The organism is Rhodococcus sp. IEGM 27, from assembly GCF_033142305.1.
GTDB lineage: Bacteria > Actinomycetota > Actinomycetes > Mycobacteriales > Mycobacteriaceae > Rhodococcus_F > Rhodococcus_F oxybenzonivorans.
The window spans coordinates 530044-552721 of sequence record NZ_JAWLSG010000003.1 but is presented as its reverse complement, the minus strand read 5'-3'; the positions used below and the strand labels follow the sequence as shown (position 1 = coordinate 552721).

The following is a 22678-nucleotide window of genomic DNA, read 5'->3' as shown; positions in this document are numbered from 1 at the left end:
GCACGGGTATCTCACAGGGGCTCGAGTTGGGAGATGAGCCACTGATCGCCGGATGCCTCGAGCCGTACTCGTACACTGCTGAAGAGGTACGTCGGATCCGGTTTCGCGGCGCTGGCCGTGGTGCCGCGGAGGAAGACGAGTACCACCGCAGAGTCGGATTCTGCTGAAACCACCGACGTTCCGCTCGCTTCCCAATGCGTCTCGACCTGCCCTTGCTTCGCCTGCGGGATTATGGTCTCGGCGGTGAGAGTTGAGTACGAGTCCAAGAATTCGCCGGTCAGTTGGCTTTTGGCTCGGGCGACGTCGTCCTCGACGGTGGCTGCCTTGTAGGTCAGCACCCCCGCGGTCAGTTCACCGGCCTTCTCGGCGACAGCGGCCCGTGTTTGTTCGGTGCGTTCGCCGGGGACGGTGAGGTGCAGGTGTGCCACGGCGGCGAAGACCACCGCCGAAGAGGCCAGGAGCGCCACCACAACCAGGGTGCGCGTGCGCCGCCCTCTGATGGTGGCTGAGCGGGTGAACGCCTTTTCACTGCGGTAGGTCAGAGCGCCGATGGCGAGGACACCGACTGTGCCCGAAAGGATGAACCAGAGGGGGAACTCGAGAACAGCCCCGGTGGCCACGAGGACACTGAGTGCGACCGCGGTGAGTCCGCATCTGAGGAAGACGGCCTGCCGGGCGGTGGCCGGGTTCGATGCGGCCGCGGCGGGCGGTTCCTGTGTCGGTTCCGCTGCGACATTTCTGTTCTCGAGTTCACAGGTCATGGCACGACCTCCACTTTTGACAATTTGTAGGATCCGTCGACATCGACGATGCCGACTCGTAGACGCCAGGTTCGTGGCTCGTCCTTGGCGCCGGCGGCGTTGCTTACCTTCGACACCGCCGATACCAGGACGGTCGTGCTGCCGTCGTCGCTTCTGCCCTCGATGCCGGCACCGAGAATTTCGCCGCTCGACTCGGTCTTCGACTCGGCGATGGCGGAGACGAACTGATCTTTTGTGCCTTCGAATTCGGTGAGCCACGATCCGGTCGCGTCGTTGATGATCCGATCCGCGCCGGCCGCGGGATCCTGCGAGCTCGGGGAGATCAGGTTGAGGACTGACTGCCGGGCAGCGCCGAGCATGGCCAGATCCTGATCGCGGGCGTCCTGGCTGTCCTGGTGCGCGCGTGCGAGGGCGCCCGCGGTCACCAACAGGCCCACCAGGACGACCGCGAACAGCGCCGCGGCGAGGGTGTTCCATCGGCGGGCGCCTGGTCTGGGGCGCCGCGGATCGTGGCGAACGGCTGGTATGTCGCCGGTGTCGCCATCTTCCTGTGCGGCTGCCGCGGCTTCCGCTGCCTCGGCCGCTTCGACGGCTGCCTCGGCGGCCTGCCGTGCGTCGAGTGCGGCGCGGACGGCAGCGACAGCCGACACGGTGTCGGATTTACGTCGGAGCATCAGTGGCCTCCTGTCAGAATCGCCTGTACGGGCGACGTTTCACTGTGGAGAGATCCCGTGCGGCTGAGATCTGTTTGCGTGTATGTTCTGCCGTCGCTGCCCTGATACTGGCCGGACCGTGGGTTGTAGCTTGCCGTCCCGATCTGAGGGGCGGCCGGCTCTTGTGTGTGGGACGCGGGGGTGACCGAGTTGCCGGTGGTCGGTGTCGGGTCCCCCACCCAGGGATTGGTTCCCGACGAGGTGTACGGCTCGTCGCTCTTGCAGATCTCCACGGTGGGGGCGCGTTTGCCGGGGTTGTCCATGCACGGCAGGTTCCGTGCGCCGCGCACGGCGACCGACGAGTCCTGCGGCACCGCGCAGAAGATCGGGTCGGATGTGCGCGTCGGAGCGTCGACGGCAGAGCCGTCGCGTCGTTCGGACGCCGGGAGAAACCCGGTCGTGCAGGGCGGCGGTGCGTTCAGATTCAGGTTGAAGTCGAGGAATGCGCCGTTGGACGTTCCCTGATCGGGGACGTTGATCGTCTTGAGGGCGCTGACGCTGGCGGGCAGCAGGACCAGCAGCTGTTCCAGTGATTGATTGTAAGTGACCGCAACCTGACCGAGACTGGTCAGGTTGGCCGCCAGGAGTGGGGCGGTGGGGCGTAGTTGCTGGAAGAGTGCACTGGCCTCACTGGCCGCGGCGGGACTGGTTTCCAGGATGTGCCGGACGTGCTGGTCATTCGCTTCGGCCTGTTGGACGGTGCCCGCCAGGTTCGCCACCCACTCGCGGATCGCGGGGCTGCTGACCTTTTGGGAGTCCAGAAATGGTGCCGCGTCGTTGATCAACGTGGTGGTGGCGTCGGCGTCGGTGTAGGCCTGGTCCAATACACGGTCGGATCCGTTGAGGATCCGTTGCAGCGAGGGGCCGGATCCCTCGAACGCCGTGTGAGTCTCGTCGATCAGTGCGCTCAGCTGTTGCTGCGGGATCGATGTGAGGCTGGCGTTGAGGGTGTCGATCATCGGTCCGATGTCTTGCGGCACACTCGCTTGGCTCGCCGGGACGACCGCCCCATCCTCGAGGAACGGTCCCTCGAGCGAGCTGGGAACGAAGTCGAGGTACTGTTCGCCGATCGCGGACCTGCTGTGCACCTGGGCCTCGGCTGAGACCGGAATGCGGACCGAGCTATCGAGATTCAGCGTTGCACGTGCCCCGCCGGCGGTGGGGGTGACATCGGTGACGGTACCGATGGTCGACCCGCGATAGGTGACGTTCGCGCTGCTGTACAGCCCACCACTCGTCGGAAGTTCGACAGCGACCGAGTAGCGCCCGACGCCCACCAGCGCGGGCAACCGCATGTACACGACGCTCATCGTGATCAAGGCAATCACGGTGAGGACGGCGAAGATGATCAGCTGAATCTTGACGAATTTCGACAGAATCATCGGGTACCCCTCATCGCAACGTTGTCGAGTCCGGCCGTCAGCGGGTTCTTCGTCGAGACCGCCGGAATTCGACCCTCCGTACGACCAAGGGCGGTTTCGGCGTTCGTGAGCGACCCCTCGAGGGGTGTGCCCTGCAGCAATCCTCGGTCGAGGCGACCCATGGTGAGATCGACGGTGGCGGAGAGGTTACCGGCGTCACCTTTGAAGAACTTCGGAATGTTTTCCAGCGGCCACGGATACGTGGGGAGCAGACCCAATGCCTGGGTGAGGTCGGAACCGGAGTTGCCGAGCTCACGCAATACCGGCTCGAGCTCACGAACGTTACCCTGTACGTCTTGCGAGCTTGCCGTGACAACCCGGTTCGCCGAGTCGGCGAAGTTTCCGACGGAGGTCACTGTGTCGGTGAGCTTCCTCTGCTGTTCGTCGAGGATGGCGAGTGCGGGCGGGATCCGTTCGAGCGCGCCGGCCAGTACGGCGTTCTGCTGGTCGACGGTCGAGGCAAGGCGATCGAGGCCTTCGGCGGCGGTGATGATGTCGTCGCGCTGTTCGTTCAGACTGCCGCTGAACGTATCCGCTTGATTGAGAAGGTCGCGGACTTCTCCCTCGTGCCCGGACAACCCGGCGTTGAGTTCACCACTGATTTCTTGGATCTGTGCGAGGCCTCCACCGTTCAGCACTGTCGACACCGACGCCAGTGTCTGTTCCGTGGTCGGATAGGTGCTGGCGTTGTCGATCGGGATCGTGTCGCCGTCGCGGAGTTCGCCGGCGGGTGGTTCCGTCAATGGTGGTGCCAGTTCGATGTGCAACGAACCGAGCAAACTGGTCTGCCCCACCTTCGCTGTCGCGTTGCCGGGGAGTCGGACGTCGGGCTCGAGTGAGACCGTGACGACGGCGTGCCATCCGGCGAGGTGCACATCGTCGACGTTGCCGACCGTGACATCGCCGACGCGTACCCGACTGTTCCGCTGAATCGATGTCACATTCGGCATCTCGATCTTGACGGTGTACGAGCCGTCTTCGGAACCTGCGGTTCCCGGCAGCGGCAGGGAATTGGCGCCTTGCCAATCGCACCCCGACACCGTGAGGGTGAATCCGCCGACGAGTGCCACGATGGCACCCCGGGCGAGTTTGTTCTTGGCCATTATCGCCCACCTCCAGCGGGTGCCGGGATTCCGAGTAGCCCTGCCAGCCCGGCAAGTGCGCCGACGGGCTCGACAGCTGCGGGAGCAGGGACCGTACCGCGCAGCCAATCTTCGCTGTAGTCGATCTGCTCGGGTCTGACCTGTTTGCCGGCCACCGGATTGATTCCGACCGGCGGGTAATTCATCTGCACGAGCTGCAATACCGGTGCCAGCTGTTGGACACACAGTTTCGCCGCCTCGGCCGCACCCAGCTGACTTGCCGCCTGGATCGCACCGCAGATGAACTGCACCGGGTTCTGGAGCTGGGTGACAGCCAGCGCGCCGGTGAACGACCCGTGCGCGGGTTCGTAGATGTTGTAGAAGTTCTGGATCGCCGTCGGGCCGACGTGCAGGAGTTGCTCGATGTCGGGCCGGATCTCGTTCAAAGACGTTGTCACGGCGGCGAGGTCGCTCACCGATTTGCTGAGCCCGTCGCGGTTGTCTTTCACGAACTGACCCAGCCGGCTGGTCATCGCATCGATGTTCTGCAATGCGGTCGCCAGTTCTTGATCGGAGTTGTCGAGCACCGATGACACCGAGGCGACGTTCTGATTCAGCTCGACGATTTGATCGTCGCTGGCGGCGAGTGCGGTCATGAAGGCCTGGAGGTTGCGAATGGTGGCGAAAAGATCGTCGCGGCCGTCCGACATCGTCGACATGGCATCGGAGAGTTTGGTCAGTGTCGAGTTGATGTCATCACCCTTGCCGGTCAACGACTCGGCTGCCGTGTCCACGAAATCGCCGAGAGAGCCGGCCTTGTTGGCCTCGGTCGGGCCGATCGATTCGGCGAGATGTTGCAGCTGTTCCCGAAGGTCGTCCCATTCCACTGGCACCGCGGTGCGTTCGATCGGAATCTGTCCGCCGTCACTCAGTTCGGGGCCGCCGGTGTACGCGGGTGTCAGTTGGATCGCACGTGAGGAGATCAGGCTCTGTGACAGTACCGCCGCCTTGGCCTGCTGAGGGACCTTGTAGTCGGCGTCGTAGTGGAACCCCACCCGCATCCGCTCGCCGTCCGGATCGATTGAATCGATCACTCCGACGTCGACGCCGAGGATCTTGACCTTGTCCCCGACGTACAGACCGTTGGTGTTCTCGAAGTACGCGACCGCGGACCTCGTGGTGACGCGGTCGTACGCGCGCCACGCGAGCCCGAGTGTTCCGGCCACGAGTACGGCGACGATGGTCAGGATTGCGATTCGCCATCGGGTCGATCCGCGTGCCATCAAAGACGCGAACATGGTCATCCTCCCAATCCGGGTAGCGGCGGAAGTCCAGGCAGCTGCGGGAGTGGCGGCAGGCCAGGCAGTGCGGGCGGTCCGGGCTGGGCCGGAGCGGCTGCAGGAGCGGCGGGGACGCCGGGTTGGACGGGGCAGGTGCTCGGATCGGGAAGCGGCGTCGTGTGTCCCGGCGGAGTCAGCCCAGGGGCCGCGTTGTGTCCACATGTCACCGGGAACTGGTTTTGCCCGTTGAGCGTGCCAGGGTTGACGCCTTGCTCCCGGAATGCCGCGTCGATGAAGGGCTGCAGGAACTGGCCGGGAAGTAGATTCATGACGTACGCCTTGAAGAACGGGCCGGAGGCCACCGATTCACCGAGCGAGGTGATGTATTGGCTTGCCGGCAGGATCGCCTTCTTCACATCATCCTTACGTTCATTCAACAGTGCTGTCACACCGTTGAGTTGATCGAGTACTGGCCGGAGTTGGGCTTCGTTGTCATCGACCAGCGACGCCACCTGCGCGGTGACGGCGGAGAGGTTTACCAGAAGCGTGTCGATTGCCTGTCGGCGCTGATCGAGCGCGGTGAAGAGGGTGTTGCTGTCGAGGAGCAGCTTGTTGATCTGCTGGCTGCGGCCGCCGAGGACCTTGGTCAGTGACTCCGCGTTGTGGAACAGGTCCTTGACCATCTGATCGCGGGTGCCCACAGTGTCCGAGAGTCGGGAGACCCCGTCGAGCGCGGCACCCAGGTTCGGTGCGGTCTGATCGAGGGTTTGGCTCAGTGTGTCCAGTGCGTTGGTGACCTGGTCGGTGTCCAGGTTGCTCACGGTGGTCGTCAGGTCGCCGAGCGCATCGGTCAGGTGATAGGGGGTGGAGGTGTGCTCGAGCGGGATCGGTTGATCGGGTGAGAGCACCTTGTCCCCCTTCGGCGTGACTTGCAGGAACTTTCGTCCCAGCACGGTCAGTGTCTTGATCGATACCTCTGAGTCCACGCCCAGAGGCGGTCCGTCCACACTGAATGCGATCCGGACCTTGTCGCCGTCGAGGTCGATGTCCTCGACATCCCCGACGTGGACGCCGGAGAGGAACACCTTGTCGCCGGTCTCGAGCCCGCCTGTGTCACCGACGTATGCGGTGTAGGTCAACGACGAGCTCAGTGTGGAGGCGATACGGTCGAAGTTGACCGAGATCAGCACCAGGGCCGCGACCACCAGGACGCCGATCAGACCGGTGCGTACCGTGTTGGATTGCTGTGTTCGGCTCACTGTGCTGTACACCTTCCTGCCCGCTGCCCGATGATCGGAATGAGGGCGGGATTGCCGTCAGGGCCATTGACTTTCAATGTGACATCGCAGAGGTAGAACGTGAAGAAGTCGCCGTAGAGTCCGAGTCGGGCGAGGCGGCCGTACGCATCGGGGAGCGCGCTGAGCGCCCAGTTGACGTAGTCCTTGTCCGCATTGATGTTGCCGGCGACTCGTCCGGTCTCGGTGACGTCGTTCCTGATAGCCGGGCGGGCGTTCACCAGGAGGTCGGCGACGGAGGCGGACGCGTCGTTGATGCGGACGAGGGCATCACCGATCGGGTCGGACTGCTCGGAGAGTCCACTGATGACTTGCTGCAGCTTGTCGATACCTTCGTCGAACTGCTTGTTGTGTTCGTCGACGGTGCCGAGTACGCGGTTGAGGTTGTCGATCACCGAGCCGATCAGCTGATCGCGGTCGGCCAATGCGGAGGTCAGTTCGCCGGATTGTTTCAGGAAGTCCGATACCGTTCCACCCTGTCCTTGCAGAACATTCACCAGTGAGGTGGAGAGCTTGTTGACCTGGTCGGGGTCCAGCGCCTTGAACAGTGGCCGGAAACCGTTGATCAGGGCATCGAGATCCAGCGCGGCCATCGTGCGATCCGCCGGGATGGTCGAGTCCTCGGGCTGTGCGGTGTTGGACCCCGGGCTGTCGAGCAGTTCGAGGTAGTGGGCTCCGATGAGGTTCTCGTACCGCACGGCGAGCTTGGTGGACTCGGTGAACGGCACGGCCTTCGTGAGCGAGAACTCGACCAGGGCGGTGGCCTCGTCGACGATCTCGACCGACTTCACCTTCCCGACCTCGACGCCGGCGACCCGCACGAACTCATCCGACTTCAAACCGGATGCGTCCGCGAAGGCTGCCTTGTACGTGCGTTCGCTGCCGAACCGCACTTGCGAGAAGACCACGACGACCGCGGCAGTGAAGAGGACCATGATCACCGCGAAGAGCGCCAAGCGCGCAATGGTTCCAGTGATTTTCATTAGCGTGCAGGCCCTCCCACGATGTTTCCGAACAGATAGTCGACGAAGAACGGGGAACCCAGACGGGGGCTGGTCGCATCGGCGATCGAGGCGCCGGTGTCGGTGTCGGTGACCAGTACGGGCGACGGATACATGTCTTTGGTGATCATTGGATAGCATCCCGGTTGCCCGCCCGGCCCGCCGGAGGCCTCGACCTTCGGTAGGTTCTTTGGATAACGATAGGGGTCGTCACCGGGAAGGAACCCGACATCGAGGTCGAGAGAGTAGCCGGTATTGTCACCGAACGAGTTCGACAGGACGTCGCGGGTGTCGACCGATTGATTTAATAGACAAGTGATTTCGGGGCTGTACTTGGACAGAAGGCCTGTTGTCGGCAGCAGTAGCCGCATCGAATCGACCAGCCCGCGCTCGAGGTCATTGGTCAGCGCCGCGCCGTCGTTGCCGAAGTTCACCGCCGCGGTCAACGTCGAATCGAGCTGTTCCTCTCTCTCGACGACCGAATCCGACGTCGTGGAAGCGAATTTCAGCAGCTCCATCAAGGTCGGCGCGACATCCGCATAGGTGTTGACGACGGTGGACGTGTCGCGGAGGTCGTTCTGAAGCTGCGGCAGGACTGGGTTGAGTCTGGCGAGTACGGAATCGGCCTTGACCATGGTGTCGCCGAACTGCTCGCCGCGGCCGCGCAGACCCTCGGCGACCGCGCCGAGTGCCGAGTTCAGCTTCGCCGGGTCGACATGGTGCATCACCGACGTCAAGTTCTCGAAGACGGTGTTGATCTCCGTCGTAACGTTGCCCGACCGGACTTCACTTCCCGCGGCGAGGTGCCCCAGCCCTGAGGCGCTGGTCAGCGCGACATACTTGGCGCCGAATGCCGTCGTCGCCTTGATCTCGGCGGTAGTATCGGCCGATAGCAGGTCGAAGCGTGCCGAATCGATATCGAGGCTCAGTCGCGAGGTGCCGGCCACCTGCTGGACCTCCTTGACCCTGCCGATCTCGACACCATTGAGTTGGACCTTGGCCCCGGGTTCCATTACCAGGCCGGACCTGTCGGCGACGACCGTCAGCGGCACGGTTTCCTCGAAGGCCCCGCGAAAGGTCTGCATACACAGCACCAAGGCCGTGATGACGCCGACCAGCATCGCGGCACCGGCGACCCGCAGCGGTGGCTGTTTGTAGTGTGATTTCGTGCGTGTTCCCATCAGCGCGTCCCCCGTCTAACCGGCCAGGTTGAAATTGCCGGATGTTCCGTAAATGGCAAGTGAGGCAAACAGAACCACCATCACCACCGCGATCAGTGATGTGCGTACGGCCCGTCCGACCGCCTCGCCTACGCCGGCGGGGCCACCGGCGGCGTTGTAGCCGTAGTAGCAGTGGATCAGCATGACCACGGTGGCCATCAGTAAGGCCTCCAGGAAGGACCAGAACAGGTCGCTCGTCCGCAAAAACGTGAAGAAGTAGTGGTTGTAGACGCCGGCGGACTGGCCGTAGATCCCGGTGGTCGTCACCTGCGCAGCGAGGAACGACATGATGACGGCCATGGAGTACAGCGGGATGATGGCGACGATGCCGGCGATGGCCCTGGTCGAGACCAGGTAGGACATCGACCGGATGCCGGTCACTTCGAGTGCGTCGATTTCCTCGCTGATCCGCATCGCACCCAGCTGGGCGGTGGCGCCTGCACCGATGGTCGCTGCCAGCGCGATACCGGCGACCACAGGTGCCATGATCCGGACGTTGCAGAACGCTGCGAAGAAACCGGTCAGTGCCTCGACGCCGATGTTGCCCAGCGAGTTGAATCCCTGAATAGCGGCGAGGGTTCCGCCGGCGAAGGTCATGAATCCCACGATCGCCACGGTGCCGCCGATCACCGCCAAGGCCCCGGATCCCATGCCGATTTCGGCGATCAGCCGGAGGGTTTCGCGCGAGTATGTCTTCAGGGCGTGCGGAGTGAACCGGATGGTTCGCCAGAAGAAGACTGCCTGTTCACCGAGGGATTCGAGGAAGCGCAGCGGCGCCGCCGCGACCTTCGATGCTCGTCGTTTTCCAGTCAGGCTGTCGGTCACGGTCATCGCCCCGTTCCGTACTTCACGCCGATGGCGGTGACAATCACATTCACCGCGAACAAGGCCATGAAGGCGTACACGACCGTCTCGTTGACGGCGTCGCCGACGCTCTTCGGGCCGCCCTTCACCGTGAGCCCACGGTGGCACGCCACGAGACCCGCGATGAGTCCGAACAAGCACGCTTTGACCTCGGAGATGATGACCTCCGGCAAACCGGTGACGAAGGTCAGCGACGACACGTATGCGCCCGGGGTGACGTTCTGGAAGACGACGGAGAAGAAGAAGCCTCCGACGATGCCGATCGTGATCACCAGCCCGTTCAGGAGCAGCGCCACCAGGGTGGAGCCGAGAACTCGGGGTACCACCAGACGCTGGATCGGGTCGATGCCCAGTACTTTCATGGCGTCGATCTCCTCGCGGATCGTCCGGGCTCCGAGATCGGCGCAGATCGCGGTGGCTCCGGCACCGGCCACGACCAGAACGGTCACGAGCGGGCCGATCTGGGTCACCGCGCCGAGTGCAGCACCGGCACCGGACAGGTCGGCAGCGCCGAACTCGACCAGGAGGATGTTGAGCGTGAAGACCACCAGAACGGTGAACGGCACCGCGACAAGCAGGGTAGGCAGCAACGCGACGCGAACGATGAACCAGGACTGCAGAACGAACTCTCGCCACTGAAACGGGGGCCGGAACAGCGCACGGAATGTCGCCGCGCACATCTCGAAGAATGCGCCCAGGGGCCGCAGTGCCGATTCGGCCCAGCTCCGAGCCTTCCCGGGCTTGCGGACAGGCGCGTCACGGCCCGGTGCACGCAGATCTACCGCGAGCGGTGGGGAACCGGTCACCGGTTTCCTCCTCGTCAAATGGAAAATGAAGTGTGTCGAGCGACTGATCGGGCTACTCGGGCCCATCCACAACCAGATATGTTGTGCGCCGTATCACATTTGAATGGTAGGGCTACGTTAGATCACAACACAAGTAAATCGCGATTCACTTCCTCCGTTTGGAGGAGCAATCTCATCCCAAAGTGACAGGAAACTGGGTCAGAGTTCCCCCCGAGGGGGGAGGGGGGAAGGAAAAAGTGATCCGCAATGTACTTACCCATGGGACCTCCCGTAGCGGCGTATGGAATGCCCGACCTGCCCCGCGGCAAGGAGACAACCGCCGGCGACGCGTCTACAGGCCCCATCCGCCCCGCTGTCGCCGCGCGCGGATGGGGTCCTCGACGCGTACGCGAAAAGCCCTCCGGCGTCCTGCTCAGGACAGGACACCGGAGGGCTTTCGTGGAAGCCGATCAGTCGTTGAGCTGCTCGGGCTGTAGAAGATACTCGCCGATGTACGTGCGAGATTGGTCGGAGTTGAGCGGCTGGAACATCGAAGCCGCCGAATCGCGGTACAGGCGCTCGAAGATCGCTCCCTTACGGAACGACGACCCACCGACCATGCTCATGGCATGCCTGGTCATGTGCATGACGTTCTCGGCGACGAAGGTCTTGGCCAGGCCGATGTACGGGAAGCGGAGCTCCAACGGCCATTCGTCGTCCTTCCCGTCGAGGAGTTCCTGGCAGGTCTGGTAAAGGACCCTGCGCGAGATCTCCACGCGCGAGGCCATGTCGCCGATACCGTCGATGATGTGGCCGACGCCGGAGACCTTGGTGTCTTCTGCGACGATGGCACCGAAGGTGGCGCCGAGGGTCTTCTTTGACAGGGTGGCGCGAGATTCCTCGAGAACGCGGTACTGCATACCCAGGTAGATGCTCGCGAACATCAGTGACGCCCACTCGAGGACGCCGAACGCGCCAGAGCGCCACTCACAGATGAACCCGTCTTCCGGAACGTAGTAGCCCTCGAAGTGGATGGTTTGCGTACCGGTGGCATGCATACCGAGAGCGTCCCAGGTCTTTTCGATGCGGATGCCGTCACCTTGGCCGTTCTCGTCGACGTTGAAGTCGCCGATGAAGAAGCTCTCCGCGTTGACGCGCTCCTGGAAGTCCTCCGGGAGATTTCCCTCGGCGTCGGTGATCGTCGCGTTGGTGGTGATGATGTCCGCGGCCTCGCAGAGTGTTCCCCAGGTCTTCTTGCCGTAGAGCTTCCATCCGCCGTTGGGCTGGGGTATGGCCTTCATGTCGGCGAGGCCGCTGAATCCGGCGCGCTGCTCGGAGAAGGGGCCGAAGATGATCTCGCCGTCGGCGACGCGTCCGAGCCAGTACTTGTTCTGCTCTTCACTCATCAGGTTGCCGGCGATGCCGACCATGATGTAGTGCATGTTGTAGGCCAACGTGATTGCGGAGTCGCCCTTGGACAACTCACTGATGACCTTCGATGCCTGCAGCAGGTTGCCGCCTGGTCCGCCGAACGCCTTCGGCACAGGAAGGGATCCGAGTCCGGATTCCTTGAACGCCTTGATGGACGGGTAAGCGAACGTGTTTTCCGCGTCGTACTTGGGGCCGATCTCGCGGAAGAACTTGGAAAGCTCTTCCGCCTTCTCGAAGTAGGGCTGGAATTCTTCATCGGTCATGTCCTGCTCTAGCATGTGCACTCCAATTGCTCTGTCGTTTATGAGTTGTTCAAGCGTGGTGTCAGTCGATCAAGAGGTCTTCTCGGCCGTTTTCCTTCAGAAGCTGCTTGTAGACGTCGAACAGGCCGCCGGTGAGTGGGAGAAGCTTGAGCGCCACCGAGCGTTTGCCGTCGAGTTTGACCTTCCGCTGTGCCATCGCGAGGGTGAAGTTGAGTTTGCCTTGCCAGAACTTGTTGCTGTTGTCCGACGACATCCGCAACTGCACCGTGGACGCCATTCCCTCGGTCGCATCGCCCGTGGTGACCTTCTGTCCCGGGAAGTCGATGATCATTACCGCGTCCGGATCTGTCTGGATCAGCTTGATCACCAGACCGGTCCCCGCGGTCGCGTCGATGAAGGTCTTCTCCTTCGTGGCTCTGTCGAAAATTCCACCGATATAGGTGTAGACCTCGTCGGCGTTGGCGAATGTACTCATGTCGACCCTTCGGTTCCGGTGCTGGATGAACCAAGTGTGGCAGCGGTCACTCGGCGTCCACACCCCTCTGAAGAGGGATTTCACCCCCACGTTGGGGAGATAAGTCGGCGGCGCAGTTGGAGATGCCCGCACGGCCCTGGGGGCGCGTGTGCGCGCCGGCCACGATCTCGCCTCGACAACGAGTTGCCGAGATGAGTTATTTCGCAACAGTTTCAAGCAGAACGACAGTGAGACCGTCGGCGGCTTCGATTAGCAGGCCGGGGTCGAAGGGTTCGCCGGATTCGGCTCGGGGGTGGCAAGCGGCGTAAGTGTGGAGTCGCCGGCGCGCCTCACCCGCGTCCGGCGTCCACGGGCCGTCGGGTGGGGTGGATGGCAGGCGCCCGCCTCCCTGTGGAAATACGGAAAGGCCGCGTCGTCATCGACGCGGCCTACGTGAGCGAGTTCCAGCAGGATCTACCGGAGGGGTGTTCGTGCCAGGGCTGCCCCCCTAGGGGGCGGGTAGACGCCTCGCAGCGTCAACCACGGCAGTGACTCGTTCACAACGTGGTCCAGCACTGAGGGTTCCGACATCGGCAGAAGGGTGACGCCGTCGACGACACCGACGACGTACAGATCCGCGATCAGGCTGGCGAGTCCGATGGGTGTGCCGATGTATTCCAAGGATTCGCTCGGTCGTGGGCCCGGCAGCATGCTGTCGAGCGTCATCAGTTCCTTGCGCGCGGTCCGGGCCTCCGGGGCGATGAGCACCGCAATGTCGACGAGCACCGCGATATCGTCGGGATGGCCGCCCTTGGCCTGGATCTCCGATCGCAGCGTCGCGCGTTCTCGATGAGCTTGGGCCATGTCTGCCGCCTGTATCCGCACAATCGTCGCGTGGTCGCGCGGAAGACCGCCGTCGTCGTCCGTTCGGCGCAGGTCAACCCAGCGAGACTCTGGACGTCCGGTCCGAGGGTCGATGCTGAGTGCGGGGTGGTGGCCGTAGCCGTTGAGTTCCGCGGCGACCCTCAGGGCCGGTCGTGACGTTGTGTTCAGGCTTGTCATGGCACATTTTCTCCAGTTGGGTGCGGGGAGGCAGTGGCCGTGGCGTTCTACGACCCGAACGGTACGGCCCGGTGGTAGCGGCCTTCGTGATAAAGCAGTGGGGCCGCGTCCGAGGTTCCATCGGCGTCATCGATGTGGATTTCCTCGACCGCCCCGATGACCAAGGTGTGATCGCCTGCCTCGATCAGCTGGTGCACGCCGGTCCGCAACCAGCAGTGCGTGTCGCGCAGCAGGGGCTCGCCGGTGGACAATGTCACCCAGGCCGATTCGTCAGCGAACCGCTGATCGGCACTCGCGGAAAAGCGTTGCGCGAGGGGGAGTTGATGGTCTCCGACCAGATGGACGATCAACGATTGTGCCTGGTGTAGGGCACTGATGCTCGACGAGGTGTGGGCGATATTGAATGACACCAGTGGTGGGTTCAGTGACAGAGACGAGAACGAGGTCGCGGTGAACCCGACCGGTCCGTTCGCCGAGTCGAGGGTGATGATCGTGACGCCGGCGGGATGGCGACGAAGTGCCGTCCGGTAGAGATCGGCATCGATAGTGGTGGACGCTCCCGCCCTGTGGGCGGAGTTGTCGAGGGACTGGGACAACGGATTCTCCATTCAAGCGGGAAAGGTTCTCTGCAGCCGACGGCGATCTTCCTCGGCATTTAGTGAAGCCTGGTGTACATGAGCTGAGATTGCCGCTGCGTTACCACCTACGATAGCGCCGAGTCGGGGTGATCTCAAGATGTAAGTGTACGGCGATTCACTTTTGGGTTACTCTGGTCACAGCTTCGATGCTCGCCCTCGTCGGTGAGAGTCCCCAGATCTGACAGAAAGGCGTACGGATGCCCGTACTCGACTCGGTGATCGACACGTCATCGGATACCTATCAGGAGAACCGCAGAGTGCAGCTCGCTGCGGTCGCCGCGCTGAATGAGCAACTCGACCTCGTCATCGCGGGTGGTGGCCAGCGGTACACCCAACGCCACCACGATCGCGGACGCCTACTCGTCCGTGAACGGATCGAACTCCTCATCGACCGCGATGCTCCGTTCATGGAGCTGTCACCGTTGGCGGCGTGGGGAACTCAGTTCAACGTCGGGGCGGCAATCGTGACAGGCGTCGGCGTCGTTTCCGGAGTCGAAACCATGATCATCGCCCACGACCCCACGGTGCGGGGCGGAACGATGAACCCCTTCACATTGAAGAAGAATCTGCGTGCGTTGGAGATCGCTCGCGTGAACCGGCTGCCAGTGGTCTACCTGGTGGAGTCCGGCGGTGCGGACCTGCCGACGCAATCAGAACTCTTTGTGTTCGCCGGCAAGATCTTCCACGATCTGAGTGAACTGTCGTCGATGGGAATTCCGACCATCGCGCTGGTCTTCGGCAACGCCACCGCCGGTGGCGCATACGTCCCCGGCATGTGCGACTATGCGGTGTTGGTCGACAAACAGGCCAAGGTGTTCCTGGGTGGGCCCCCGCTGGTGAAGATGGCCACCGGAGAGGACGCCAATGACGAGGACCTCGGGGGTGCGGACATGCACTCGCGTGTGTCCGGTGTGGCCGACCAGTTCGCCGTCGACGAGAACGACTGCATCAGAATCGGCCGCGACATCGTCAGCCACCTCAATTGGCGCAAGCTCGGACCAGCCCCGTCCGCGGCAGCCGACGACCCGCTGTACGACCCCGAGGAGCTCCTCGGTATCGCCTCCGGGGACCCACGGGTCCCGTTCGATCCCCGGGATGTCATTGCGCGCGTCGCCGACGGCTCGAGGTTCTCCGAGTACAAGCCGCGCTACGGGTCGAGCCTGGTGACCGGTTGGGCATCGATCCACGGATTTCCGGTCGGAATCCTCGCCAACCACCGCGGTGTCCTCTTCAGCGAAGAGGCCAAGAAGGCCACCGAATTCATTCTGTTGGCGAACCAGACCGACACCCCGCTGATTTTCCTGCACAACACCACCGGCTACATGGTCGGCACCGAATACGAGCAGGGCGGCATCATCAAGGACGGTTCCAAGATGATCAATGCGGTCACCAACAGCAAGGTTCCGCACATCACGATCAACGTCGGCGGTTCCTTCGGTGCCGGAAACTACGGAATGTCCGGCCGGGCATACGATCCCCGCTTCATGTTCACCTGGGCCAATGCCAAGCTCGCGGTGATGGGAGCCCAGCAACTCGCCGGTGTGATGTCGATTGTCGGCAAGACCGCCGCAGAGGCTGCGGGTCGTGAATTCGACGTGGAGGCCGATGCCGCACGCACCGCCGCCATCGAGCAACAGATCGAAGCCGAGTCACATCCCTTCTTCATCTCCGGACGCCTCTACGACGATGGCGTCATCGATCCACGTGACACCCGCGCGATCCTCGCGATCGCATTGTCTGCCGCCCATTCCAACCACATTGCCGGCCAGCGTGGCTACGGCGTCTTCAGAATGTGAGTACCGCAGTGTCAACGATCACCAAGCTGCTGATCGCCAACCGAGGCGAAATCGCGTCGCGCATCATCCGGACGGCGCGCGAAATGGACATCTCGACGGTGGCGCTCTATTCCGACGCCGATCGCGACTCTCCGTACGTCCTCGAGGCCGACGAATCCATCCACCTTCCCGGCACCACCCCCACCGACACCTACCTTCGGGTCGATCTGGTTATCGCGGCCGCACACCGAACCGGCGCGAACGCCATCCACCCCGGCTATGGGTTCCTCTCGGAGAACGAGGACTTCGCACGACGATGCAAGGACGAGGGCATCATCTTTGTCGGTCCCTCGCCCGAGGCGATCGCGGCGATGGGATCGAAGATCGAGGCCAAGCGCATCATGGCGGATGCAGGGGTCCCGGTGCTGCCGGGGATGGTGATCGAGAGCGAATCCGACGAAGATCCGGAGCGGCTGCGGTCGGCAGCAGACGACATCGGGTTGCCGGTCCTGGTCAAGGCCGCGTTCGGCGGCGGTGGCCGCGGAATGCGGATCGTCAACGACCGCGACGAGATCGTCGAAGCGGTCCGCAGCGCCCGCCGCGAGGCCCAGTCGGCGTTCGGCAACGGCACCGTCTTCCTGGAGAAGTTCGTCCAGTCGCCGCGGCACATCGAGGTGCAGATCTTCGGTGACAGCTTCGGCAACGTGGTTCATCTGGGCGAACGAGAGTGCTCCATCCAGCGTCGGTACCAGAAGATTGTCGAGGAGTCGCCCTCGACGGCGGTCGACCGGGAGTTGCGGGAAGAACTCGGCGCCGCCGCGGTCTCGGCGGGTAAGGCGCTCAATTACGAGGGTGCCGGCACCGTCGAATTCGTGATGGCACCTGATGGCGCGTTCTACTTCCTCGAGGTCAACACCCGACTTCAGGTGGAGCACCCGGTCACCGAGCTCGTCACCGGAACGGACCTGGTGCGAGGACAGCTCCTCGTTGCCGCCGGCCAGAAGCTGCCCCCCGAGATCGAATCACCGGAGTTCAACGGACACGCTGTCGAGGTTCGTCTTTACGCCGAGGACGTGCCGGCCGGATTCGTGCCGGTATCCGGGAAGCTGACCACCTTCGAGATCGCCGACCTTCCCGGCATCCGCGTCGACGCGGGATTCGCATCGGGGTCCACTGTCAGTACCTTCTACGATCCGATGCTGGCGAAGGTGATCGGATTTGGCCGTACCCGGGAAGAGGCCTGTGACCGGGTGGCCCGGGCCCTGGACGAATCACTCATCCACGGCGTGACCACCAACCGCGATCTGCTGATCGGAATTCTCCGTGAACCCGAGTTCCGCAACGGGCAGACCGACACCGGCTACCTCGACCGGCACTCGGTCGCCGATCTGACCGCCGGCCGCGTCAACGACGACGCCACCACCGCGACCCACGCGCTCGTCGCCGCACTTGCCGTTCAGTCCGAGCGCCGAGCAACGACGGCGACGCTGCCGGGACTTCCCTCCGGCTTCCGCACCGTTCGCAGCGCACCGCAGGCAGTGCTGTTCCGCCACGGCGACAACGACGTCGAGATCGCATACGAGTTTCTCCGCGACCGGGTCAACGCGGCCGTCGACGGCCGCGACATCGAAGGCATCGAGCTCATCGAGACCTCCCTCACCCTGGTCGATGCGGTCATCGAGGGTGTGCGCCGCCGCTATTCGATCGTCCGCGATGGTGCCGCGCATTTCATCAACAGCGCCCTCGGCGCCACCGAACTGCACGAGGTGGAACGATTCCCCGACCCGAGCGATGTGCAGGAATCCGGTTCCCTACTCGCGCCGATGCCCGGCTCAGTCGTGCGGATCGAGGTCTCCGAGGGAGACGAAATCACGGCCGGCGCCGCCGTCGTCGTGCTCGAGGCCATGAAGATGGAGCACACGGTCAAGGCCCCCATCGACGGAGTGGTGACGAAGATTCCCGTCACCGTCGGCCAGCAGGTCGACTCCGGCACCGTGCTTGCCGTGGTGCACGACGGGCAGGAGGGCCCATAGATGACTGACGACACCTCCACCGCGGCGGTCACCTACGAGGTGCGCAATTCCGTCGCATGGCTCACGATCAACCGGCCTGATGCCCGCAACAGTCTCAACCGCGCGGTGCGGGAGGGCCTGTTCGCCGGCGTCCGGCGCTTCAACGACGACGAGTCCGCGAAGGTCCTCGTCCTCACCGGCAGCGGCGACAAGGCGTTCTGCGCCGGCGGCGATCTCAAGGAAATGAGCCAGGACCAACTCACCGTCCCGCCCGTGGACTTCGTTCCCCAGTTCGGCCGCAACATCCAAGTCGACAAGCCGACCATCGCGGCCGTCAACGGTGCCGCCTTCGCCGGTGGCTTCCTGCTGGCACAAACCTGCGACCTCTGTATCGCCTCGAGTACGGCCACCTTCGCCATTTCCGAGGTGAAGATCGGCCGCGGCTCACCCTGGGCGGCTCCGCTGCCGCTGATGGTGCCGCAACGGATCGCGATGGAAATCGTCCTCACCGGCGCCCCATTGACAGCGCAGCGCGCCTACGAGATCGGCTTCGTCAACCAGGTCGTCGAGCCCGACGAATTGACCGAAGCCACACAGAGGTTCGCGGAGTTGATCGCCGCCAATGCCCCTCTATCTGTGGGTGCCGGGAAGAAGACCGCCAAGCTGACCGCCGAGTATGCACTATCGGCAGCGTTCGAGATGGCAGAAGAGATCTGGGAACCGGTCTACCTCAGCGACGACGCGCAGGAAGGAATGCTCGCCTTCAGCGAGAAGCGGCGCCCCTCCTGGAAGGGGCACTGATGGCACTGGACTACGAGGCTCTTCTCGATGACCTCGACGTCGAAACTGTCCGGCTGGTCCTCATTCTCCGTGATCTCACACCGGATCAATGGGAGGTCGATACTCCCGCCGACGGCTGGGCCGTGCGCGATCAGGTCTCGCATCTGGCGTTTTTCGACGATGCCGCGAGAACCGCGGTGGAGGATCCGGAACGGTTCCGCGAAGAATCCGCCGCCCTGATCGCCGGCGGAATGGATTTTCCGGACCGGATCGCTCGTGACCTACGGACGATGCCCCACCGGGACCTGGAAGAGTGGTTCGTCCGCTCGCGAAACGCGTTGCTCGAGACGCTGCGACGAACCGATCCGAAGGCACGGATGCCCTGGTACGGACCCGATATGAGTGCCGCCTCCTCGGCCACCGCACGGTTGATGGAGACGTGGGCACACGGCCGGGATATCTACGATGCCCTCGGCCTACGACACCAAGCCAGTCCTGGTCTGCGCAGCATCGCACACCTGGGAGTGAGTACCTTCGCCTTCGCCCACCAGCTCAATGGGCTGCCCGTGCCAGACCATCCTGTCCGAGTGGTACTACAAGCCCCGCACCCCGAGGCCAGTGCGTGGACGTGGGGACCCGCTGACGCCGAGAACTCCGTCGTTGGTTCGGCCGAGGACTTCGTCCTCGTCGTCACGCAACGACGCAACGTGGCCGACACCCGCCTCGTCGTCACCGGCCCCGTCGCCCACACCTGGATGGGCATCGCCCAAGCCTTCGCCGGGGCCCCCGGCCCCGGCCGACCCAGCCTCGCCACCCCGTCAAACACTGGAGGAACCCGATGAGAAAGTCTGACGGCCCGCGTCGGCCGATCCGTATCGGCAACGCATCGGGATTCTACGGCGACCGGCTCTCGGCCTTCCGCGATATGGTCGACGGCAGCCCGGTCGATGTGATCACCGGCGACTACCTGGCCGAACTGACCATGCTCATCCTCTGGAAGGCCCGCAAGAAGGACCCCGCCACCGGCTACGCGAAAACCTTCCTCACCCAGGCCCGTCAATCACTCGCCGATTGCGCCGCCAAGGGAATCAAGATCGTCGTGAATGCGGGCGGCCTCAATCCTGCCGGTCTCGCCGACGAGGTCCGCAAGCTCATCGCCGATCAGGGGCTCGACCTGTCCGTCGCGCATCTCGAGGGCGATGACATCCGGCCCCGACTCGAATCACTGCTGGCCGACGGGCACGAATTCCGGCACCTCGACAAGGGCACCACGCTGGCAGAGGCCGGCGTGAGCCCGGTGTCGGCGAACGCGTACCTCGGTGGCTGGGGTATCGCCGCAGCACTGAACAACGGTGCCGACGTGGTGATCTGTCCACGCGTCACCGACGCAGCACTCGTTGTCGGCACCAGCGCGTGGTGGCACGGCTGGGGGCGCACCGACTTCGACGCCCTTGCCGGGGCGGTGGCAGCCGGACACATCATCGAGTGCGGCCCGCAAGCAACGGGGGGCAACTATTCACAAATCCGTGAAGTGCACGATCGTCGCTACCCGGGCTCCCCGATCGCCGAAATTGCGCACGACGGGAGCTTTGTCATCACCAAGGACCCCGGAACCGGAGGCCTGGTGTCCGTGGGAACCGTCACGGCCCAGTTGTTGTACGAGATCGATGGCCCCCTCTACCTGAACCCGGACGTCGCCGCGCACTTCGAGACCATCGAGATCACCCAAGAAGGGACCGACCGGGTCCGGGTGGCGGGAACCACGGGAAGCCCCCCGCCGCCCGACCTGAAGGTCGCGATGAACTACATCGGCGGCTTCCGCAACACGATGACCCTGGTCCTCACCGGACTCGACATCGAAGAAAAGGCCGCCTGGGCGGTCGACGAGCTGTTCGAGATCCTCGGCGGGAAAGAAAAGTTCGACGACGTCGACATCCAACTGCTCCGCTACGACATTCCCGACCCGCCCACCGCCGCCCAATCGACAGCGCACCTGCGGGTCACCGTCAAAGACGCCGATCGCGCCAAGGTCGACCGCGCCTTCTCCAACTCGGTCACCGAGATTGCCGTCGCCGGCTATGCCGGTTTCCACACCACCACCCCGCCGTCTTCGGCATCGGAATTCGGGGTTTACTGGCCCTCGCTCATCCCGGCCGACGAAATCGAACATGTGGTCTTCCACGGCGACGGAACCAAGGAAATCATCGACCACTGCCCGCGAACCCAAACGCCGGCAACGACACCGACTTCCGTACCGCCGACTCCGCACGACGACGTGGCTGACACGGTACCGACCACTCGTCTCCCACTGGGGTCCGTCGTGGCCGCCCGCTCCGGCGACAAGGGCGGCAAGGCAAATGTCGGTGTGTGGACCGACACCCCGCAGCGGTGGAACTGGCTGCGCCGGCACCTGACCGTCGCCAAGTTCGTCGAGCTGGTTCCCGAGGCGGCGTCCCTGCCCGTACACCGCTACGAGCTCCCGAACCTTCGGGCACTGAACTTCGTCATCGTCGGGTTCCTGGGCGACGGCGTGGCGTCCTCGACCCGCACGGACGCACAGGCCAAGAGTCTCGGTGAGTACCTGCGCGCCCGGCACACTGACATCCCGATGGCATTGCTCCCCGAGACCAACTGACGCCACCGGCGGCGACCGCCGCCCCCACCGGAGGAACCACCATGGAGTTCACCGAGTCCGACGAGCACGTCGCGATCCGCGAGGCGGTCGCCGACATCACCACCAAGTTCGGTCCCGACTACTACACCCGCCACGCATTAGCGCATGAGCCGACCACAGAACTATGGAAGGCGCTCGGTCACAGCGGATTCATAGGCATCAACCTCCCGGAAGAGTACGGCGGAGGCGGCGCCGGCATGACGGAGCTGGCACTGGTCTGCGAGGAAACCGCCGCCCACGGCTGTCCGCTGCTGCTCCTACTCGTCTCCAGCGCCATCTCCGGGGAACTGATCGCCAAGTACGGCAGCGACGACCAACGTCAGCGATGGCTGCCGGGCATGGCGTCGGGCGAGACCAAAGTGGTCTTCGCGATCACCGAACCCGACGCAGGTTCGAATACGCACCAACTGTCCACCCACGCCGTTCGCGACGGCGAGGACTACCTCCTGAACGGCACGAAGTACTACATCTCGGGTGTCGATGAGGCGGAGGCGCTCGTGGTCGTCGCCCGTACCGGGCACGACGAGGCGACCGGCCGGGCACAGCTGTCATTGTTTCTGATCCCCACCGACGCCCCGGGGCTGATCAAGCACGCCCTCCCGGTCGGGGTCGCGCTCCCCGAAAAGCAGTTCACCCTGCACTTCGACGACGTACGTGTTCCGGCCGACAGCCTGCTGGGAGTCGAACACGAGGGTTTTTCCCAGGTCTTCGACGGCCTGAACCCCGAGCGGATTACCGGCGCCGCGATCTGTGTCGGAGTCGGCCGGTTCACCCTGGGCCGCGCGGCCGAGTACGCCCGGACACGCACGGTCTGGGGCCAGCCGATCGGGATGCATCAAGGACTGTCTCACCCGTTGGCCAAGGCGCAGATCGAGGTGCAGCTGGCCGCCCTGGCCACTGCGAAGGCCGCGTGGTTGTACGAGCACGGAAAACCCGCAGCCGAGGCATCGAACGTGGCGAAGTACGCCGCCGCCGAGGCCGCGGTCGCGGCGGCGGATGCCGCCATCCAGACGCACGGCGGCAACGGACTGAGCAATGACTACGGGCTTCTCCCGCAGTGGGGGCTTGCCCGGCTTCTCCGGATCGCCCCGGTGAGCCGCGAGATGATCCTCAACTACGTAGCCCAACACAGCCTGCAACTGCCCCGGTCCTACTGACAGCGCCCTC

General features: G+C 63.9%; 20 protein-coding genes. 6 read left to right on the top strand and 14 right to left on the bottom strand.

The features are described from left to right. Positions 1 to 11: 11 nt before the first annotated feature. The 14 genes from R4P95_RS13445 to R4P95_RS13380 form a co-directional block, all read right to left on the bottom strand. Positions 12 to 761: a hypothetical protein gene (locus tag R4P95_RS13445; protein ID WP_317744224.1), complete on the bottom strand. Its 750-nt coding sequence runs from the start codon at positions 759 to 761 to the stop codon at positions 12 to 14. Continuing rightward, positions 758 to 1435 (bottom strand): hypothetical protein, encoded by a 678-nt coding sequence (locus tag R4P95_RS13440; RefSeq protein WP_213575970.1) that lies wholly within the window; start codon positions 1433 to 1435, stop codon positions 758 to 760. Before R4P95_RS13440 ends, R4P95_RS13445 begins: the two co-directional genes overlap by 4 nt. Continuing rightward, positions 1435 to 2856, bottom strand: coding sequence for an MCE family protein (locus R4P95_RS13435; RefSeq protein ID WP_213575969.1), 1422 nt, complete (start codon positions 2854 to 2856; stop codon positions 1435 to 1437). The genes R4P95_RS13440 and R4P95_RS13435 overlap by 1 nt, the downstream gene beginning before the upstream one ends. Then, the gene (locus R4P95_RS13430; protein WP_213575968.1) at positions 2853 to 3998 is read right to left on the bottom strand and encodes an MCE family protein; all 1146 of its coding nucleotides are present in this window, start codon (positions 3996 to 3998) and stop codon (positions 2853 to 2855) included. The genes R4P95_RS13435 and R4P95_RS13430 overlap by 4 nt, the downstream gene beginning before the upstream one ends. Next, positions 3998 to 5275 carry an MCE family protein gene (locus tag R4P95_RS13425; protein WP_317744226.1) on the bottom strand — a complete coding sequence of 426 codons (1278 nt, stop codon included), beginning with the start codon at positions 5273 to 5275 and terminating at the stop codon, positions 3998 to 4000. The genes R4P95_RS13430 and R4P95_RS13425 overlap by 1 nt, the downstream gene beginning before the upstream one ends. 2 nt (positions 5276 to 5277) lie before the next feature. After that, the gene (locus R4P95_RS13420) at positions 5278 to 6516 is read right to left on the bottom strand and encodes an MCE family protein (RefSeq protein ID WP_317744227.1); all 1239 of its coding nucleotides are present in this window, start codon (positions 6514 to 6516) and stop codon (positions 5278 to 5280) included. After that, positions 6513 to 7535, bottom strand: a complete 1023-nt coding sequence (locus R4P95_RS13415; protein ID WP_317744228.1) for an MCE family protein — start codon at positions 7533 to 7535, stop codon at positions 6513 to 6515. The genes R4P95_RS13420 and R4P95_RS13415 overlap by 4 nt, the downstream gene beginning before the upstream one ends. After that, on the bottom strand, positions 7535 to 8734 hold the full coding sequence (locus tag R4P95_RS13410; protein ID WP_317744229.1) for an MCE family protein: 1200 nt from the start codon (positions 8732 to 8734) through the stop codon (positions 7535 to 7537). The genes R4P95_RS13415 and R4P95_RS13410 overlap by 1 nt, the downstream gene beginning before the upstream one ends. A 15-nt stretch (positions 8735 to 8749) precedes the next feature. Beyond that, a complete protein-coding gene (locus R4P95_RS13405) occupies positions 8750 to 9604 on the bottom strand; it encodes an MlaE family ABC transporter permease (protein ID WP_213575963.1) in 855 nt (284 codons plus the stop codon). Continuing rightward, complete coding sequence (locus tag R4P95_RS13400; RefSeq protein ID WP_230990442.1) at positions 9601 to 10317, bottom strand: MlaE family ABC transporter permease; 717 nt, start codon at positions 10315 to 10317, stop codon at positions 9601 to 9603. The genes R4P95_RS13405 and R4P95_RS13400 overlap by 4 nt, the downstream gene beginning before the upstream one ends. Before the next feature lie 575 nt (positions 10318 to 10892). Next, positions 10893 to 12131, bottom strand: a complete 1239-nt coding sequence (locus R4P95_RS13395; protein WP_213575961.1) for an acyl-CoA dehydrogenase family protein — start codon at positions 12129 to 12131, stop codon at positions 10893 to 10895. A 46-nt stretch (positions 12132 to 12177) separates the two neighbouring features. Continuing rightward, positions 12178 to 12591 carry an SCP2 sterol-binding domain-containing protein gene (locus tag R4P95_RS13390; RefSeq protein ID WP_005563683.1) on the bottom strand — a complete coding sequence of 138 codons (414 nt, stop codon included), beginning with the start codon at positions 12589 to 12591 and terminating at the stop codon, positions 12178 to 12180. A 453-nt stretch (positions 12592 to 13044) separates the two neighbouring features. After that, the gene (locus tag R4P95_RS13385) at positions 13045 to 13632 is read right to left on the bottom strand and encodes a hypothetical protein (protein WP_317744230.1); all 588 of its coding nucleotides are present in this window, start codon (positions 13630 to 13632) and stop codon (positions 13045 to 13047) included. A gap of 47 nt (positions 13633 to 13679) precedes the next feature. Then, positions 13680 to 14240 carry a flavin reductase family protein gene (locus tag R4P95_RS13380; protein ID WP_213575959.1) on the bottom strand — a complete coding sequence of 187 codons (561 nt, stop codon included), beginning with the start codon at positions 14238 to 14240 and terminating at the stop codon, positions 13680 to 13682. A 227-nt stretch (positions 14241 to 14467) separates the two neighbouring features. Here R4P95_RS13380 and R4P95_RS13375 point away from each other — a divergent pair, with 227 nt between their 5' ends. The 6 genes from R4P95_RS13375 to R4P95_RS13350 are packed head-to-tail and all read left to right on the top strand — an operon-like array spanning position 14468 to position 22668. Then, on the top strand, positions 14468 to 16066 hold the full coding sequence (locus R4P95_RS13375) for an acyl-CoA carboxylase subunit beta (protein WP_213575958.1): 1599 nt from the start codon (positions 14468 to 14470) through the stop codon (positions 16064 to 16066). 8 nt (positions 16067 to 16074) lie between these two features. Next, positions 16075 to 18078, top strand: coding sequence for a biotin carboxylase N-terminal domain-containing protein (locus R4P95_RS13370; RefSeq protein WP_317744231.1), 2004 nt, complete (start codon positions 16075 to 16077; stop codon positions 18076 to 18078). Next, on the top strand, positions 18079 to 18858 hold the full coding sequence (locus R4P95_RS13365) for an enoyl-CoA hydratase/isomerase family protein (protein ID WP_213575956.1): 780 nt from the start codon (positions 18079 to 18081) through the stop codon (positions 18856 to 18858). It begins immediately after the preceding gene. Continuing rightward, complete coding sequence (locus R4P95_RS13360; RefSeq protein WP_317744232.1) at positions 18858 to 19679, top strand: TIGR03084 family metal-binding protein; 822 nt, start codon at positions 18858 to 18860, stop codon at positions 19677 to 19679. The genes R4P95_RS13365 and R4P95_RS13360 overlap by 1 nt, the downstream gene beginning before the upstream one ends. Further along, positions 19676 to 21472, top strand: a complete 1797-nt coding sequence (locus R4P95_RS13355; protein ID WP_213575954.1) for an acyclic terpene utilization AtuA family protein — start codon at positions 19676 to 19678, stop codon at positions 21470 to 21472. Before R4P95_RS13360 ends, R4P95_RS13355 begins: the two co-directional genes overlap by 4 nt. Before the next feature lie 41 nt (positions 21473 to 21513). Further along, the gene (locus R4P95_RS13350; RefSeq protein WP_317744233.1) at positions 21514 to 22668 is read left to right on the top strand and encodes an acyl-CoA dehydrogenase family protein; all 1155 of its coding nucleotides are present in this window, start codon (positions 21514 to 21516) and stop codon (positions 22666 to 22668) included. Positions 22669 to 22678 lie beyond the last annotated feature (10 nt).

Excerpts from the sequence above, each read along its gene's own strand:
- R4P95_RS13445 (WP_317744224.1), bottom strand. The coding sequence starts at position 761 with ATGACCTGTGAACTCGAGAACAGAAATGTCGCAGCGGAACCGACACAG.
- R4P95_RS13440 (WP_213575970.1), bottom strand. The coding sequence starts at position 1,435 with ATGCTCCGACGTAAATCCGACACCGTGTCGGCTGTCGCTGCCGTCCGC.
- R4P95_RS13435 (WP_213575969.1), bottom strand. The coding sequence starts at position 2,856 with ATGATTCTGTCGAAATTCGTCAAGATTCAGCTGATCATCTTCGCCGTC.
- R4P95_RS13430 (WP_213575968.1), bottom strand. The coding sequence starts at position 3,998 with ATGGCCAAGAACAAACTCGCCCGGGGTGCCATCGTGGCACTCGTCGGC.
- R4P95_RS13425 (WP_317744226.1), bottom strand. The coding sequence starts at position 5,275 with ATGTTCGCGTCTTTGATGGCACGCGGATCGACCCGATGGCGAATCGCA.
- R4P95_RS13415 (WP_317744228.1), bottom strand. The coding sequence starts at position 7,535 with ATGAAAATCACTGGAACCATTGCGCGCTTGGCGCTCTTCGCGGTGATC.
- R4P95_RS13410 (WP_317744229.1), bottom strand. The coding sequence starts at position 8,734 with ATGGGAACACGCACGAAATCACACTACAAACAGCCACCGCTGCGGGTC.
- R4P95_RS13405 (WP_213575963.1), bottom strand. The coding sequence starts at position 9,604 with ATGACCGTGACCGACAGCCTGACTGGAAAACGACGAGCATCGAAGGTC.
- R4P95_RS13400 (WP_230990442.1), bottom strand. The coding sequence starts at position 10,317 with ATGTGCGCGGCGACATTCCGTGCGCTGTTCCGGCCCCCGTTTCAGTGG.
- R4P95_RS13395 (WP_213575961.1), bottom strand. The coding sequence starts at position 12,131 with ATGCTAGAGCAGGACATGACCGATGAAGAATTCCAGCCCTACTTCGAG.
- R4P95_RS13390 (WP_005563683.1), bottom strand. The coding sequence starts at position 12,591 with ATGAGTACATTCGCCAACGCCGACGAGGTCTACACCTATATCGGTGGA.
- R4P95_RS13385 (WP_317744230.1), bottom strand. The coding sequence starts at position 13,632 with ATGACAAGCCTGAACACAACGTCACGACCGGCCCTGAGGGTCGCCGCG.
- R4P95_RS13380 (WP_213575959.1), bottom strand. The coding sequence starts at position 14,240 with ATGGAGAATCCGTTGTCCCAGTCCCTCGACAACTCCGCCCACAGGGCG.
- R4P95_RS13375 (WP_213575958.1), top strand. The coding sequence starts at position 14,468 with ATGCCCGTACTCGACTCGGTGATCGACACGTCATCGGATACCTATCAG.
- R4P95_RS13365 (WP_213575956.1), top strand. The coding sequence starts at position 18,079 with ATGACTGACGACACCTCCACCGCGGCGGTCACCTACGAGGTGCGCAAT.
- R4P95_RS13360 (WP_317744232.1), top strand. The coding sequence starts at position 18,858 with ATGGCACTGGACTACGAGGCTCTTCTCGATGACCTCGACGTCGAAACT.
- R4P95_RS13355 (WP_213575954.1), top strand. The coding sequence starts at position 19,676 with ATGAGAAAGTCTGACGGCCCGCGTCGGCCGATCCGTATCGGCAACGCA.
- R4P95_RS13350 (WP_317744233.1), top strand. The coding sequence starts at position 21,514 with ATGGAGTTCACCGAGTCCGACGAGCACGTCGCGATCCGCGAGGCGGTC.